The sequence below is a fragment of the Allobosea sp. 05T438 genome, assembly GCF_056396025.1.
Window position 1 is genome coordinate 124,754 of sequence record NZ_JBFTKQ010000009.1, and the last position, 15,809, is coordinate 140,562.

The 15,809-nt window shown below is 68.0% G+C and carries 12 protein-coding genes; 6 read left to right on the forward strand and 6 right to left on the reverse strand.

Annotated elements, in window-relative coordinates:
* Nucleotides 1-35: 35 nt before the first annotated feature.
* The gene (locus AC1DIN_RS18675; protein ID WP_476810876.1) at nt 36-1,106 is read left to right on the forward strand and encodes a DUF808 domain-containing protein; all 1,071 of its coding nucleotides are present in this window, start codon (nt 36-38) and stop codon (nt 1,104-1,106) included.
* A gap of 110 nt (nt 1,107-1,216) precedes the next feature.
* Here AC1DIN_RS18675 and AC1DIN_RS18680 read toward each other — a convergent pair whose 3' ends face one another.
* From AC1DIN_RS18680 to AC1DIN_RS18690, 3 genes are all read right to left on the reverse strand, one after another.
* The gene (locus tag AC1DIN_RS18680; RefSeq protein WP_476810877.1) at nt 1,217-1,909 is read right to left on the reverse strand and encodes a nitroreductase; all 693 of its coding nucleotides are present in this window, start codon (nt 1,907-1,909) and stop codon (nt 1,217-1,219) included.
* A 77-nt stretch (nt 1,910-1,986) separates the two neighbouring features.
* Nucleotides 1,987-3,372, reverse strand: coding sequence for an FAD-binding oxidoreductase (locus AC1DIN_RS18685; RefSeq protein WP_476810878.1), 1,386 nt, complete (start codon nt 3,370-3,372; stop codon nt 1,987-1,989).
* A gap of 19 nt (nt 3,373-3,391) precedes the next feature.
* Nucleotides 3,392-5,101, reverse strand: coding sequence for a lysine--tRNA ligase (locus AC1DIN_RS18690; protein ID WP_441472336.1), 1,710 nt, complete (start codon nt 5,099-5,101; stop codon nt 3,392-3,394).
* A gap of 217 nt (nt 5,102-5,318) precedes the next feature.
* On the opposite strand from AC1DIN_RS18690, the gene AC1DIN_RS18695 reads away from it, so the two are divergent.
* Nucleotides 5,319-6,473: an amidohydrolase gene (locus AC1DIN_RS18695; RefSeq protein WP_441472337.1), complete on the forward strand. Its 1,155-nt coding sequence runs from the start codon at nt 5,319-5,321 to the stop codon at nt 6,471-6,473.
* A gap of 181 nt (nt 6,474-6,654) precedes the next feature.
* Here AC1DIN_RS18695 and AC1DIN_RS18700 read toward each other — a convergent pair whose 3' ends face one another.
* From AC1DIN_RS18700 to uxaC, 3 genes are all read right to left on the reverse strand, one after another.
* Nucleotides 6,655-7,554: a transporter substrate-binding domain-containing protein gene (locus AC1DIN_RS18700; RefSeq protein WP_476810879.1), complete on the reverse strand. Its 900-nt coding sequence runs from the start codon at nt 7,552-7,554 to the stop codon at nt 6,655-6,657.
* Nucleotides 7,555-7,713: 159 nt separating this feature from the next.
* Nucleotides 7,714-9,183, reverse strand: a complete 1,470-nt coding sequence (locus tag AC1DIN_RS18705; RefSeq protein ID WP_476810880.1) for a mannitol dehydrogenase family protein — start codon at nt 9,181-9,183, stop codon at nt 7,714-7,716.
* A complete protein-coding gene (gene uxaC / locus AC1DIN_RS18710; RefSeq protein WP_476810881.1) occupies nt 9,180-10,583 on the reverse strand; it encodes a glucuronate isomerase in 1,404 nt (467 codons plus the stop codon). The genes AC1DIN_RS18705 and uxaC overlap by 4 nt, the downstream gene beginning before the upstream one ends.
* A 352-nt stretch (nt 10,584-10,935) precedes the next feature.
* Between uxaC and AC1DIN_RS18715 the strand changes: the two genes are divergently transcribed.
* The 4 genes from AC1DIN_RS18715 (at nt 10,936) to AC1DIN_RS18730 (ending at nt 15,798) form a co-directional block, all read left to right on the forward strand.
* A complete protein-coding gene (locus AC1DIN_RS18715; RefSeq protein WP_476810882.1) occupies nt 10,936-12,426 on the forward strand; it encodes an ABC transporter substrate-binding protein in 1,491 nt (496 codons plus the stop codon).
* Between the two features lie 154 nt (nt 12,427-12,580).
* On the forward strand, nt 12,581-13,525 hold the full coding sequence (locus AC1DIN_RS18720) for an ABC transporter permease (RefSeq protein WP_476810883.1): 945 nt from the start codon (nt 12,581-12,583) through the stop codon (nt 13,523-13,525).
* Nucleotides 13,522-14,382, forward strand: a complete 861-nt coding sequence (locus tag AC1DIN_RS18725) for an ABC transporter permease (protein WP_476810884.1) — start codon at nt 13,522-13,524, stop codon at nt 14,380-14,382. The genes AC1DIN_RS18720 and AC1DIN_RS18725 overlap by 4 nt, the downstream gene beginning before the upstream one ends.
* A gap of 27 nt (nt 14,383-14,409) precedes the next feature.
* Complete coding sequence (locus tag AC1DIN_RS18730; protein WP_476810885.1) at nt 14,410-15,798, forward strand: amidase; 1,389 nt, start codon at nt 14,410-14,412, stop codon at nt 15,796-15,798.
* The last annotated feature ends 11 nt before the right edge of the window (nt 15,799-15,809 follow it).

The window sequence follows — 15,809 nt, forward strand, 5'->3', positions numbered from 1 at the left end:
GGTCGCGACCGTTGGCATCATCTCAGGAGAGGCGATTGGCTTCGGGTCTGTTCGCGCTGCTCGACGACGTCGCCGGCATCGCCAAGGTCGCGGCGGCGTCGGTCGACGATGTCGTGGCCCAGGCCGGAAAGGCGGGGGTCAAGGCGGCGGGCGTCGTCATCGACGATGCGGCGGTGACACCCCGCTATGCCGTGGGCTTCGCGGCCTCGCGCGAGCTGCCGATCATCTGGCGGATCGCGCTGGGCTCGCTGCGCAACAAGCTCATCTTCCTGCTGCCGGGCGCGCTCCTGCTCGCGCTGATCGCGCCCTGGGCGATCACGCCGCTCTTGATGGCCGGCGGCGCCTTTCTGTGCTTCGAGGGCGCCGAGAAGGTGCTGGAGCTGATGCTGCCGCATGGCACGCATGGCGCCGGGAAGGCGGGCGAGTCGGCGGGAGATCCCGCGGCCCTTGAACAACAGAAGGTCGCCGGTGCGATCAAGACAGACTTCATCCTCTCGGCCGAGATCATGGCGATCACGCTCGCCGGCGTCTCCGACCAGTCGTTCTGGATGAAGGCGGCGGTGCTCGCCATCGTCGGCATCGGCATCACCGTTGCCGTCTACGGCGTCGTCGCGCTGATCGTGAAGGCGGATGATGTCGGCGTTGCGCTTGCCGCCAACCAGCGCCCCGGCACGAGCCTGCTGGGCCTCAGGCGGCTGGAGCCGGGCGAAGCGGGCGGGCTCGACCGTGCGCTGCGCTGGCTGACGCAGCCGCTCGGGCGTGGCCTCGTGCGCGGCATGCCCACTTTCCTCAACCTGCTCGGCGCAGTCGGCACGGCGGCGATGCTCTGGGTCGGCGGCGGCATCATCATCCACGGGCTGGAGGGTTACGGCCTCTCAGGCCTCGGCCACGGCGTCCATGACCTTGCCGTGGCTGCCGGCCGTGCCTTGCCACGTGCAATCGCCGCGATTGGCGAATGGCTGTCCGGTGCGGCGCTGGCGGCAGTCTTCGGGCTGGTCGTCGGCGGCATCGCGATCGTTGCGATGCGCTGGCTGGTCGAGCCGCTGCTGAAGCTCTTCCGGAAAGATGCCGATAAGCCCGTGCACGATGGCGGGCACGGCTCGTAGCCCGTCATGCTCGCCCTCGTGGCGAGCATCCACGTCTGAACACCGCCCTCGCCGAAGGAAGGCGTGGATGGTCGGGACAAGCCCGACCATGACGAGCGTTTGACCCAGCCTCAATCCAGCCAACTGGTGAAGGCCTCGACCGGCTCGCGTTCGGGCACCAGCCGGTTGGCCGGGGCATCGGGATCGGCCTTGCCGATGGCGATGCCGCAGACCACGATCTGGTCGTCGGGGATGGCCAGTTCGCGCCGCACGATCGGGTGGAACTGCGCGAAGATCGCCTGCGGGCAGGAATCGAGGCCGTGGCCCTGCGCGGCGATCAGCAGGTTCTGGATGAACATGCCGAGGTCCAGCCAGGAGCCGATCTCGAGATCGCGGTCGATCGTCAGCATCAGCGCCACCGGCGCATCGAAGAAGCGTAGATTGGCGGCGGTCTGCCGCTTCATGCCCTCGGTATCGCCCTTCACCACGCCGAGCAGGCCGTAGAGATCCCAGCCGACCTTGCGGCGGCGCGAGAGATAGGGCTCGCGGAAGCGTTCGGGATAGTAGCGGTACTCCTCGACGCCCGGCCGCTCGCCGGCTTCGAGCGCCGCGAGCAGCGCAGCCTCAAGCCGCGCCCGCGTCTGCGGGCCGATCACCCTGAGCTTCCAGGGCTGCATGTTGGTGCCGGAAGGGGCCTGCGCGGCCAGATCGATCAGGCGGCGCAGCAGTCCGGGGTCGACCGGGTCGGGCAGGAAGGCGCGGATGGCACGGCGTGTGCGGATTGCGTGCTCGACGGCTTCGATAGGCGTCATCTCGTCGATCATGCTCCGCTCCCGGCCCGCGCTCTCCCTTGCGTTCTGCCAGAGCCGTTGGCCGGGCGCCATAGACCGATAGTTGCCGGTCAGGCCGGCAGGATGCGCCCGCGGTTGAGAATGTTGCCCGGGTCGAGCGTCCGCTTCAGCGATGTCATCAGGGCGAGCTCGGCATCCGAGCGGCTCATGCCAAGATAGGGCCGCTTGAGGATGCCGACGCCATGCTCGGCCGAGATGCTGCCCTGTTTCTCGCGGACCAACTCGTAGACGATATCGGCGAAGCCGGAGAGATCCGCAGTCTCGTCATGAATCGAGAGATGCAGGTTGCTGTCGGCGAGATGACCGAAGACGATGGGGAAGGCCGTGCCGCTGCGGGCCTTGACCCGCTGGCGCAGCAGCGCGACCGCATCCGCCATGGCGCCTAGGGGAATGCTGACGTCGAAATGGATGCCCGGCGGCAGGTCGCGGTAGAACTCGTAATTCGCCTCGCGATAGGCCCAGAAGCGCTGCCGGTCGCGGCCGGACTGGGCGATCAGGGCATCGTCCAGCAGGCCTTCCTCCGCCAGTTCGGCAAGCGCCTCGGCGAAGGTCTCCTCGCCGGTGGAGCCGGAGCCCATCGCGGCCTCGACGACGAGCGTGACCTCGGGCTCCCCGGCAAAGGGAGCGGGCAGGCCGCCCTTGTCAATCGCGGCCTTCATGTATTCGGACCACATCGCCTCGAAGGCGAGCAGGCCGCCGCCGAGCCGCGCTTCGAGACGGTTGAGCGCCGCGAGCGCGTTGCCGACGCTGCCGGCGGCGCAGAGCGCGGTCTGCACGCCGGTCACTGCCGGCTGCAGGGCGAGCAGCACGCGCGTGACGACGCCCAGCGTGCCTTCGCTGCCGATGAAGAGCTGCGTCCAGTCATAGCCGGCATTGTTCTTCACCACCTTCTTGAGATGGCCCACGATGCGGCCGTCGGCCATCACCGCTTCGAGGCCGAGCACGCTGCGCCGAGTCATGCCGTAGCGCAGGACCTGCACGCCGCCGGCATTGGTGGCGACATTGCCGCCGATGGTGCAGGTCCCGCGCGCGCCGAGATCGACGCCGTAGAGGAAGCCCGCTTCCGCCGCCTTTTCCTGAACGACCGCGAGCGGCGTTCCGGCGAGCACGGTCATCGTTCGCGTCACCGGATCGATGTCCTCGACGCCGCTCATGCGTTCGAGCGAGAGCGCGACTTCGCCTGCCTGCGGCGTGGCGCCGCCGGCAAGCCCGGTCATGCCGCCCTGCACGACGACGGGCAGCGAGAAACGCGAGCAGATCGCCAGCACCGCGGCGACCTCCTCGGTCGTCCGCGGGGCGACGAGGAGGGCCGGCAGACCCTCCGGCGTGTCGGAGGCGTCCTTGCGGTTGCGGGCGGGGATCGCCTCCCCGCTGCGCAGGTCGCCGGGGCCAACCACCTCCGCCAGCGCCGCGAGCGCGTCGTCGGGAAGGATCATGGCAGGCTCCGTAGGCTCGTCAGTCGGCTTTGCGCGCCGCGAGGAAGGCGGCGTGTTCCTTGACCAGATCGCCGGCCAGCGCCTTGGCGATCAGGGCGCGGGTGTTGGGCAGGCCGTAGATCGCCGCGAAGGAGCCGAAGCGCGGGCCCTGATCCTCGCCGAACATCACCTGGTAGATCGCCTTCCACCAGTCGCCGGAGACGCCCGGACGCTCCGGCGTCGCGTTCTTGGCGGTGAGGTTCTGGTAGCGCGGGATCGCGCGCGCAACGTCGAGCGCCGTGTCCTGCACCATCTCGGGCGTGGGATCGGCCGGCAGGGCTGCCAGCGCGGCGTCGAGCTTGGCGAAGGCGTCGCGCTCGACCTCGTCGGCCGGGCGGTAGTTCTTCGCCGGCTTCACGAAGTCGCGGAAATAGGCGATCGCGTAACCGACCAGCGCATCGAGGCGCGGATGGGTTTCCGGCGACATGCCGGGCGCATAGCGCTGGAGGAAGCCCCAGAGCACGGCCTTGTCCTCGGAGTTCGCGACGGCGACGAGGTTCATCAGCAGGCCGAAGGTGACCTGCGTCCTCACCGCGTTGTCGCCCTCGCCGGAGGCGATGACTTCCGGCGCAGGCGGGTTGCCGTTGTGAATGTGCCAGACCGGGTTGCCCAGGCGGTTCTTCCAGTCCTGCTTCTCATAGCCGTTGAGGAACTGGAGATACTCGTCGACCGCGCGCGGGATCACGTCGAAATGCAGCTTCTTGGCCTCGCGCGGGCGCTGGAACATGTAGAGCGCCAGGCTCTCCGGCGGGCCGTAGGTCAGCCATTCCTCGATCGTCAGGCCGTTGCCCTTCGACTTCGAGATCTTCTGGCCCTGCTCGTCCAGGAAGAGCTCGTAGTTGAAGCCTTCCGGCGGCGTGCCGTCGAGCGCGCGGGCGATCTGCGAGGAGACCTTGACCGAGTCGATCAGGTCCTTGCCGGCCATCTCGTAATCGACGCCGAGCGCGACCCAGCGCATCGCCCAGTCCGGCTTCCACTGCAGCTTGACGTTGCCGCCGGTGACCGGGGTGACGAAGCGTTCGCCGGTTGCCGGATCGGCCCAGGCGATGGTGCCGGCCTCGACATCGACCTCGTCGATCGGCACTTGCATGACGACCCGCGTCTTCGGGTGGATCGGCAGGAAGGGCGAATAGGTCGCGGCCCGCTCCTCGCGCAGCGTCGGCAGCATGATCTTCATCACCGCATCGTAGCGGGCGAGCATCTTGAGCAGCGTCGCGTCGAACTCGCCGGCGCGATACGAGTCGGTCGAGGACTTAAACTCGTAGTCGAAGCCGAAGCTGTCGAGGAAGGCGCAGAGCCGCGCATTGTTGTGGCGGCCGAACGAGCTGTGCGTGCCGAACGGGTCCGGCACCTCGGTCAGCGGCTTGCCGAGATTGGCGGCGAGCACATCCTTGTTCGGCACGTTGTCCGGCACCTTGCGCAAGCCGTCCATATCGTCCGAGAAGGCGATGAGACGCGTCGGGATGGTGTTGCCGGTCAGCACGCGGAAGGCGTGGCGCACCATCGAGGTGCGGGCGACCTCGCCGAAGGTGCCGATATGCGGCAGGCCCGAGGGGCCGTAGCCGGTTTCGAAGATCACCGATTTCTTGCCGGATTTCTCGATGCGGGCCACGAGCTTGCGCGCCTCCTCGAACGGCCAGGAGGCCGAACGCTGGGCGGCGTCAACGAGGGCTGCGTCGAAGGCGGGCATGAGGGGCGGTGTCCTCTCCTGAACGGGAAAACCATATCGCAAAAGCGAAAGAGGGGCTTTCGCAGATTGCGAAGGGCGCCGTCAATGCGCGAACACGGTTGAAATGCGGCAAACGAGGGTGCGGCCCCTCGCCGAAGCGGCTTGCCGGCTTGCCATGGCGGTATAGGGTCGCCGCTGCCATTTTTTACTTTAGACCATGCCTTGAAAGGATGCCGCCTTGGACCGCGACCTGCTCGACAAGCTGACCGCGTGGCGACGACATCTCCACGCCAATCCCGAATTGTCGTTGCAGGAGGCGCAGACCAGCGCCTTCGTGCAGGAGAAGCTGAAGGAGCTCGGCATCCCCTTCACAGCCAATGTCGGCGGCCACGGCGTCGTCGCGACCTTGACCCGCGGCTCCTCCGAGCGCTCGGTCGGCCTGCGTGCCGACATGGATGCGCTGCCGATCCAGGAGGTGAACGAGCTGCCCTACAAATCCGGCAAGACCAACGTCATGCATGCCTGCGGCCATGACGGCCATACGGTCTCGCTGCTCGGTGCCGCGGCGCTGCTGAAGAGCGACGAGAGCTGGAGCGGCACGGTGCAGTTCCTGTTCCAGCCGGCCGAGGAAGGCTATGGCGGCGCCAAGGCGATGATCAAGGACGGCGTCTTCGAGCGCTTCCCGATGGAGCGCGTCTTCGGCCTGCACAACTGGCCGGGGCTGGAGGCCGGGACCGTCGCCGTGCACCGCGGCCCGGTGATGGCCGAGCCCGGCAAGTTCAAGATCACCCTGTCCGGCACGGCCGGCCATGCCGCCAAGCCCGAGCTGACCCATGATCCGATCACGGCGATGGGTCATCTGATCGTGGCGCTGCAGACGATCGTCTCGCGCAATGTCAGCCCGATGGACAACGCCGTCGTCACGATCGGCCAGATCCATGGCGGCCTCGCCTCGAACCAGATCCCGACCAATGTCTGGATCGAGGGCACCTATCGCGTCTTCACCGTGCCGGTGCGCGAGCGTGTCGTGCAGCGCATCCGCGACATCGCCAACAACATCGCCGCCACCTTCGAGATGCAGGCGGATGTCGATTTCTCGCTGGGTGGGCTCGCGACGATCAACACGCCGGCAGAGGAAGACATGGCGGCCAATGCGGGCAAGGCCGCCGGGCTAAAGGTCCGTCGCGATATCTCCGCCAGCACGACCTCCGAGGATTTCTGCTATTTCCTGCAGGACAGGCCCGGCGCCTATGTCTGGGTCGGCAACGGCCCGGCCGTTAATGGCGGCGAATTGCACAACGACCGCTACGACTTCAACGACGCGATCCTACCCGCGACCTCGGGCTGGCTTGCCGCGGTGGCGAAGCAGGCATTGGCCAGCAACGCGCCCTGAGGCTTAGAGTCTGCTGATTTTCCGCGGAACCTCGCGGTCATCCCGGGCTTGACCCGGGATCCATGCCGGGGCCTCACCGATCAAGGTTCGGGCATGGATCCCGGCTCTGCGCTTCGCTGCGGCCGGGATGACTCGCGTTTCGATGAAGACGCGGCATGCTCTCACGGAGAAGTCGAGGCGCTCAGTACGGGCTGACCGGGAAGAAGCGCAGATAGAGACGGGCATAGGTCCCGTCGTCCCACAGGCCCTGGAGCGCGTAGTCGATGGCGCGCTTCAGGGCGGGGTCGTCCTTGCGCAGCAGAAAGGCGACGCCTTCGCCGAAATAGCGGCTTTCCAGATAAGGGCCGCCGGAGAAGGCGAACTCGCCGCCGCTGCCGGCGAGCGTCAGCGACAGCGCCACGCCGTCGGCGAAGACATATTCGGCCTCGCCGCTGCGCAAGGCGGCGATGGCAGCGCCGAGATCGGTGCTCTCGCGCCGCTGCACGAAGGGCATGAGCCTTTCGAGAAAAGCCTGATGCGCGGAGTTGGAGACCACCGCGACCCGGCGGCCCTGCAGAGCGGTGCTGTCGAGCGCCGGGCGGGCATTGCCGCGCGTGGTGGCGAAACGGGCCGGAGCGCGGAAATAGAGATGGCTGGCGGCGAAGCGCTGCCGCAGCGCCGGCGTCAGGTTCATCGCCGCGGCAAGCACGTCGCCGCGGCCCTCGGCCAGCGAATCCGGCAGCGTGTCGAAACGGCGCGGCTGGATCGTGCAGGTCCAGGCCAGCCTGTCGCAGACGGCGCGGGCGAGCTCGACCGAGAAGCCGGTCAGCGCCCCGTCCGGCCCGGCGAAATGGAAGGGTGGATAGTCGTCGTCGGTGAGGAAGCGCACCACGCGCGGCGGGCCGGGCTCCGGCCGGTCGAGCCGGATGCGCGGGTCCCAGAGATTGGGAATCGCGATGCGCGGCGGCTCCTGCGCCACGGCGGTCGCGGCCAGCAGGATCGAGGCGGCAAGGACGGTCAGCGCACGAAGCATCCTGCGCATCTGGCGCCGGATGGGGCGGCGGATCAAGGGGCGGGGGGCATGGTCCTCTTGCTGCGTCATGGTCGGGCTTGTCCCGACCATCCACGTCTTCGTTTCGCGAGAGCGCTGTTCAAGACGTGGATGCCCGCCACAAGGGCGAGCATGACGCGGAGGATGTGTGCCTCGTGCAAGAAGCGCTCGGGTCGAAGCTTTGCTTCGCCCGAGAATGACGGAGCGACCTTAGCCGACGCTTGCCGCCGTCGCCTTCGCGCCCTTGTCGAACAGCGAGGCGAGATGAGCGACCACCGGTTTCCTAAACCGTTGCTCGCCCGGCAGGTCGCTGCCGAAGATCGCCTCGATGCCGACGAGCGCCTCGACCAGCGCCGTCGCGTCGCGCCCGGCCGCCTCGGCGCGGCGCTTGAGTTCGGCTGCCAGCGGATCGCGGACGTCGATGGCGCCGCCCTTCTCGTCGCTGCCGGTGACGTAGCGCATCCAGGCGGCGACGCCGAGCGCGAGATGGTCGATCGGCGCGCCGGCCTTCAGCCGCTCGCGGATGGTGCCGAGCAGGCGCTGCGGCAGCTTCTGCGAGCCGTCCATGGCGATCTGCCAGGTGCGGTGGCGGATCGCCGGGTTCTGGAAGCGGGCGAGCAGGGCCGTGGCATAATCCGCCAGCACGACGCCCTGCGGCGCAGGCACGGTCGGGATGATCTCGGCCCAGAGTCCTTCGAGGAAGCGCGCGAGGACGGGATCGCCGCTGGCCTCGGCGACGGTCTCGTGGCCGGCGAGATAGCCGAGATAGGCGAGCGAGGAATGCGCGCCGTTCAGCATCCTGAGCTTCATGAACTCGAAGGGCGCGACCTCGGAAACCATCTGCGCCCCGACTTCGTGCCAATCCGGGCGGCCGGCGGCGAAGACATCCTCGATCGCCCATTGCCTGAAGGGCTCGCCGATGACCGGGGCGGCATCCTCGGCGCCGATCAGCTTCGCCACCTCGGCGATGTCGGCATCGGTCGTGGCCGGAACGATGCGGTCGACCATCGTCGCCGGGAAGGCGCCGTTGGCCTCGATCCAGGCCGCCAGCTTGTCGTCGGTCAGCGCGGCGAAGTCGCGGACGAGGCCGCGCAGGACATGGCCGTTGGAGGGGAGGTTGTCGCAGCAAAGCGCGGTGAACGGGCCGCGACCTTCGGCCCGGCGGACCCGCAGGCCCGCGACCAGGATGCCGACGGCGGATCGCGGCGCATCGGGGTTTTCGAGGTCGTGCAGAATGTCGGGATGGTCGGCCTTGAGCCGGCCGGTCGCCGGGTCGTGGCAATAGCCCTTCTCCGTCACCGTCAGCGAGACGATGCGGGTTTCCGGCGCAGCCAGCCGCGCAACGAGAGCGGAAGGGCTCTCGGGCGCGACGAGCACATCGAGCACGGAGCCGATGATGCGCAGCTCCGGTCCCGCCGGGGCGCGCTTGAGCAGGGTGTAAAGCCCGTCCTGCGGCTTCAGGCGGTCGCGCTGGTCGGGGCGCTGCAGGCTTGCGCCGACGATGCCCCAGGCCCCGAAGCGCTTCTCCAGCGCGTCCTCGGTATACTCGGCGAGATGGCCGCGGGCGAAGGCGCCGAGGCCGAGATGAACGATTCCGGACTTGAGGCCCGAGCGATCATAGGCCGGCCGGCGGACGGCGGCCGGCAGGCCGGCGAGGGTGGAAGCGGAGAGACGGGTCACAGCTTGTAGGCCTCCTTGGCGAGGCGGTAGGCGAGATCGTGGGCGACTTCCACCGCCTCGTCCTCCTCCAGCCGGTGCTCGGCGACGAGCTTGGCGAGATAGGCGCAGTCGACCCGGCGGGCGACGTCGTGCCGGGCCGGGATCGAAAGATAGGCGCGGGTGTCGTCGTTGAAGCCGACGGTGTTGTAGAAGCCGGCCGTTTCGGTGGTGAGTTCGCGGAAGCGCAGCATCGCTTCCGGCGCATCGAGGAACCACCAGCCCGGCCCAAGGCGAAGCGCCGGATAATGCCCGGCGAGCGGGGCGAGCTCGCGCGAATAGGCGGTCTCGTCGAGAGTGAAGGCAATGACGGTGAGGCCCGGCTCGTTGCCGACGGCGTCGAGCAACGGTTTCAGCGCTTCGACATAGTTGGTCTCGGTCGGGATATCGCAGCCCATGTCGCGCCCGAAATGCGCGAACAGTGCCGCGTTGTGGTTGCGATGGGAGCCCGGGTGGATCTGGAGGACGAGCCCGTCATCGAGGCTCATCTTCGCCATTTCGGTCAGCATCTGGCCACGGAACAGGTCGGCGTCCTTGGCCGAAACCTTGCCCTTCAGGATCTTGGCGTAGAGCTTCTCGGCATCGGTATCCGAGAGATTGGCGGTGCGGGCCGTGGCATGGCCATGGTCGGAGGACGTGGCGCCGCGCTCCTTGAAATAGGCGCGCCGCTGGCGATGGGCGGCGAGATAGCCGGTCCAGCTGCCGATATCCTCGCCGGTCAGCTCGCCGAGTTTTTCGAGATTGTCGGCAAAGCCCTCGAATTCCGGGTCGACGACACTGTCGGGCCGGTAGGCGGTCACGACCTTGCCGCCCCAGCCGGAGCTGCGGATCATGTCGTGCCATTTGAGATCGTCGAGCGCGCCTTCGGTCGTGCTGATCGCCTCGATCTTGAAGCGCTCGAACAGGGCGCGGGGCCGAAGCTCGGGCTCTTCCAGCTTGGCGGCGATCTTGTCGTAGATCTTGTCGGCATTCTCCGGCGTGAGGCGCTCGTTGATGCCGAAGACCGTCGAGGCGGCATGCTCGAACCAGAGCCGGGTCGGCGTGCCCCTGAAGAGATGCCAGTTGTTGGCGAAGAGGCGCCAGATCTTGCGCGGGTCGGTCTCGACCTCGCCACCGTCCTTGCGGGCGATGCCGAGCTCCTCGAGCCGGATGCCCTGCGAATAGAGCATGCGGAAGATGTAGTGGTCCGGCTTGACGAAGAGGGTCGCCGGATCGGGGAAGGCGTTGTCCTCGGCGTACCAGCGCGGATCGGTGTGGCCGTGCGGCGAGATGATCGGCAGGTCGCGGACGGTGGCGAAGATGCGGCGCGCGATGCCGCGCGTCACCGGATCGGCGGGGAAGAGGCGATCGTCGTGCAGCAACATGGGCATCTCCATCGGTCGCGTGATCGATTTCGCAATGTCGGTGTGGGATCGATGTGAAAGACCGCTTCCCACTTTTTCATATCCCGCTCTAGAGCCGGCCGCGACGGGGGTCAATTGTCTGGTATACTAGTGCGCCAGATGCGGCTCGTGCTTCGCCCTCATCGCGAGCGTAGCGAAGCAATTCAGGGGGCTGGGCGGAAGGGCTGACCCAGTCCGCCCTGCATTGCTTGGTCGCTTCGCTCCTCGCAATGACGGAGGTCTGGAAAGAGAGCTGTAATGCGGGCTGAGCGGGCTTGCGCTCGCCGCGCCTCCCGCGTCATCCTCGCGCCGCAACGGCATCGGAGCGATGGATATGACGACGCGGCGTGAACTCCTGGCTGGGGCGGGACTGGCGGCGCTGGCGGCGCAGCTTCCCGTCGTCGCGCTGGCGCAGGCGAAGGACAGCGTCACCATCGCCCAGACTTTGGAGCCGCCGACGCTCGATCCAACCTCGGGCGCCGCCCAGGCGATCCGCGAGGTGACGCTGCAGAACATTTTCGAGGGTCTGGTGAAGATGGACCGGACCGGCAAGCTGCAGCCCTGCCTCGCCGAGAGCTGGGCGATCGGCGAGGACAATGTCACCTACAGCTTCAAGCTCAGGCGGGGCGCGACCTTCCATGACGGCACGCCCTTCACTGCCGAGCAGGTGAAGTTCTCCTTCGAGCGCGCGGTCGCGCCCGATTCCACCAACGCGCAGCGCCAGCTCTTCGCGCCGATCGCCGAGATCGCGACCCCGGACCCGGCGACGGTGGTGATCAAGCTCAAGCAGCCCACCGCGAATTTCCTCTACGGCCTCAGCTGGGGCGATGCCGTGATCGTCGCGCCGGCGACGGCCGCCAACAACAAGACCAATCCGGTCGGCACCGGCCCGTTCAAGTTCGTGCGCTGGAACCGCGGCGACCGGCTCGACCTCGCCCGCTTCGACGGCTACTGGGGCGAGAAGCCGGCGCTGGCCAAGGCGATCTTCCGCTTCATGTCCGATCCGCAGGCGCAGGTCGCGGCGCTCCGGGCCGGCGATGTCGACGCGCATACCAATCTCTCGGCGCCCGAGGCCGTGCCGCAGCTCAGGGCCGACCCGAAGCTCAAGGTCACGATCGGCGGCACCGAGGGCGAGACGATCCTCGCCACCAACAACGCCAAGCCGCCCTTCGACAAGCTCAAGGTGCGGCAGGCCATCGCGCATGCGCTCGACCGCAAGACCATCGCGCTCGGCGTCTACGGCTTCGACGTCAGCCTGATCGGCAGCCATTTCTCGCCGCTGCATCCGGCCTATGTCGACCTCACCGGCACCTATCCGTACGACCCCGCCAAGGCCAAGGCGCTGCTGGCGGAGGCGGGCTTTCCGAACGGCTTCAACTGCACGCTGAAGCTGCCGCCGCCATCCTATGCCCGCCGCTCGGGCGAGATCGTCGCGGCGCTCTTGGCGCAGATCGGTATCAACGCGTCGATCGAGCCGCTCGAATTCCCGCAATGGCTGGAGCGCGTCTTCCGCAACAAGGACTACGACCTCAGCATCATCGCCCATACCGAGCCGCTCGACATCGATATCTACGCGCGTGACGACTACTACTTCCAGTACCGCAATCCCGCGTTCAAGGCGCTGATCGCCAAGATATCCGGGACGCTGGACGAGGGGGCCCGCAACGAGCTCTACAAGCAGGCGCAGCGGATGCTGGCTGATGACGCGGTCAACGGCTTCCTCTTCATCCTGCCGAAGATCACGGTCGCGAACGCCGCGCTCGATGGCATGTGGACCGACTGGCCGCTGCCGGTGACGCCGCTGGCGGAGCTGCGCTGGCGTTGATCCAAGTTCCCCTGTCACGGTCGACGTCATCCCGGACAAGCCGCGTCAGCGGCGCTTATCCGGGATCCATGCCTGAGCCTCGATGGGAAATGCTCCGGCATGGATCCCGGGTCTCCCTTCGGTCGCCCGGGATGACCACGGCGGGACGTTCGAGGTGATCGGCTACATCCTGCGCCGGCTCGTCGCGCTGGCCCTGACCCTGCTCGCCGCGGCGCTGGTCGTCTTCGTCGTGCTGGAGGTGCTGCCGGGCGACCCGGCAGCGGTGACGCTCGGCCTCAACGCCTCGCCCGAGGCGCTGGCGGCGCTGCACGCCGAGATGGGTCTCGACAAGCCGGCGGTGCTGCGCTTCCTCCTCTGGTTAGGAGGGCTCGTCACCGGCGATCTCGGCCTGAGCTACACCTATCGCGTGCCGGTGGCGCAACTCATCGCCGAGCGCATGGCGGTGACGCTGCCGCTCGCGCTGATGGCGATCGGGTTCGCCATGGCGATCGGCATTCCGCTCGGCGTGCTCGCCGCGTCCCGCCATGGCCAACTCGCGGATGCCGGGGTGATGGCCTTCGCACAGGCGGGGCTCGCCATCCCGAATTTCTGGTTCGGCCTGCTGCTCGTGTTGGTCTTCGCGGTCGGGCTTGGCTGGCTGCCCGCCGGTGGCTTTCCGGGCTGGCAGGCAGGCTTCGGCGCGGCGCTGAAGGCGCTCCTCATGCCGGCGCTGGCATTGGCGCTGCCGCAGGCGGCGATCATCGCGCGGGTGACACGCTCGGCCATGCTCGACACGCTGCAGGAGGATTTCGTCCGCACCGCCCGCGCCAAGGGGCTCAGCGAGGGCGTGACGATGCGCCGGCATGCGCTGCGCAATGCGCTGATCCCTGTCGTCACCATTCTGGGGCTGCAATTCTCGGTGCTGATCGCCGGCGCCATCATCATCGAGAACGTCTTCGCCCTCCCGGGGCTGGGGCGGCTCGTCTTCCAGGCCATCGCCCAGCACGATCTCATCGTGGTCAAAGACCTCGTCATGCTCTTCGCGGGGCTGGCGATCCTGATCAATTTCGCGGTCGAACTGCTCTACGGGCTGATCGATCCACGACTGAGGCAGGCATGAGCGCGCTCGCGGACAAGGCGCCGGGTGGCAAGAGGCATTGGTGGCTGGCGCCTTCCTTCGTGATCGGGGCGGTCCTGAGCTTCGCCGTCGTGGCGATGGCGCTCGTCTCCTATGTCTGGACGCCCTATCAGCCGACCCAGATGGCGATCCTGAACCGGCTCAAGGGGCCCTCGGCCGCCAACTGGTTCGGCACCGACCAGTTCGGCCGCGACGTCTTCTCGATGATCATGGTCGGCGCGCGCAATTCGCTCGCTGTGGGGCTGGGCGCTGTCGGCATCGGCATGGTCGCGGGCACGACGCTGGGGCTGATCGCCTCGGTGCGGCGCGACGGCCTCCTCGACCATGTCATCATGCGCACGGCCGATTTCACCCACGCCTTTCCGGCCGTGCTGACGGCGATCATGATGACCGCGATCGCCGGGCCGGGCATGCTCAACGCCGTCGTCGCCATCGGCGTGCTGAACCTGCCCTATTTCGCGCGGCTCGCGCGCGGGGCGGCGCTGCAGATCTGGGCGCAGGACTTCATCCAGGCGGCGCGGGCGGCCGGGCTCAACAACCGGCAGATCACGCTGCGCCATGTCCTGCCCAATATCGCCGGCATTCTGGTGGTGCAGGCGACGATCCAGTTCGCGCTCGCGGTGCTGGCCGAGGCGGGCTTGTCCTATCTCGGGCTGGGCACGCAGCCGCCGAACCCGTCCTGGGGGCGCATGCTCAACGAAGCCCAGACCTTCATGGCGACGCAGCCCTGGCTTGCGATCTTTCCGGGTGCCGCGATCGCGCTGACCGTGCTGGGATTCAACCTGCTGGGCGACGGCCTGCGCGATGCCGTCGATCCGCGCCTGCGCCGTGCTCGGTGAGGGCTGAAGGGAAACGGGGATGTGGGAATGACCGATCTTGCCGATCTGACTGCCACCGAGCTTCTCGCCGCCTACGAGGCGCGCCGGCTCTCGCCGGTGGAGGTCGCGGAAGCGGTGATTGCGCGGATCGGGGCCTGGGAGCCGAAGCTCGATGCGCTCTATGCCTATGATCCGGAGGGTGCGCTCGCGCAGGCCAAGGCTTCCGAGGCGCGCTGGCTGAACGGGCGGGCACTGCCGCTCGACGGCGTGCCCGGCACGATCAAGGAGAACATCAGGACGAAGGGCGTTCCGGTGCCGCTCGGCACGGCCGCGAACGATCTCTCCCCCGCGGCCGACGATGCACCCCCGGCCGCGCGGCTCCGCGAGGCCGGCCTCGTCCTTCTCGGCAAGACGACGATGCCGGATTACGGCATGCTCTCCTCGGGGCTGTCGAGCTTCCACAAGCCCGCGCGCAATCCGTGGGACATCACCAAGAACCCCGGCGGCTCCTCGGCCGGCGCCGGTTCGGCGGGCGCGGCCGGCTACGGACCGCTGCATGTCGGCACCGATATCGGCGGTTCGATCCGCCTGCCTGCCGGCTGGTGCGGACTGGTCGGCCTGAAGCCGAGCTTCGGGCGCGTGCCGATCGACCCGACCTATTACGGCCGCGTCGCCGGGCCGATGACGCGGACCGTCGAGGATGCCGCGCTGATGATGCGGGAAGTGTCGAAGCCCGATGCGCGCGACGGCATGAGCCTGCCGTCGCAGGATATCGACTGGCTGGCGCTTGATATCGACCTGAAGGGGCTGCGCATCGGCCTCCAGCTCGATGCCGGGATCGGGCTCGCCGTCGAGCCGGAGACGAAGGCGGCGATCGAGGCTGCGGCGAAGGCCTTCGCCGCAGCGGGGGCGATTGTCGAGCCGGTGGCGCCTCATATAACCCGCGAAATGCTCGACGGGCTCGATGATTTCTGGCGCCAGCGCGCCTGGGTCGACATCGGCGCGCTGCCGCAGGAGAAGCGGGCGAAGGTGCTGCCCTACATCTTCGCCTGGGCGGAGGGCGGCAGGGATTTGCCGGGCGAACGCGTCTATCGCGGCATGAGCCAGATGATGGCGATGCGCGACGCGGCGCTGAAGGCGATCCTGCCTTACGACTTCATCCTCTCGCCGGTTTCGCCGGTGCCGAGCTTCCCGGCCGAATGGGCTTCGCCGGTCAACGATCCCGCGCAGCCCTTCGAGCATATCTGCTTCACGGTGGCGGCGAACATGTCCGACCAGCCGGCGATCTCGGTTCATGCCGGGCTGACGGCGGGCGGCCTGCCGATCGGCCTGCAGATCACCGGCAAGCGCTTCGACGATCTCGGCGTGCTCAGGATGGCGCGGGCCTGGGAGAAGATGCGCGGCGCGGTCGCCTGGCCTTCTCCGCCGTCGCATTGACACACAGAGTC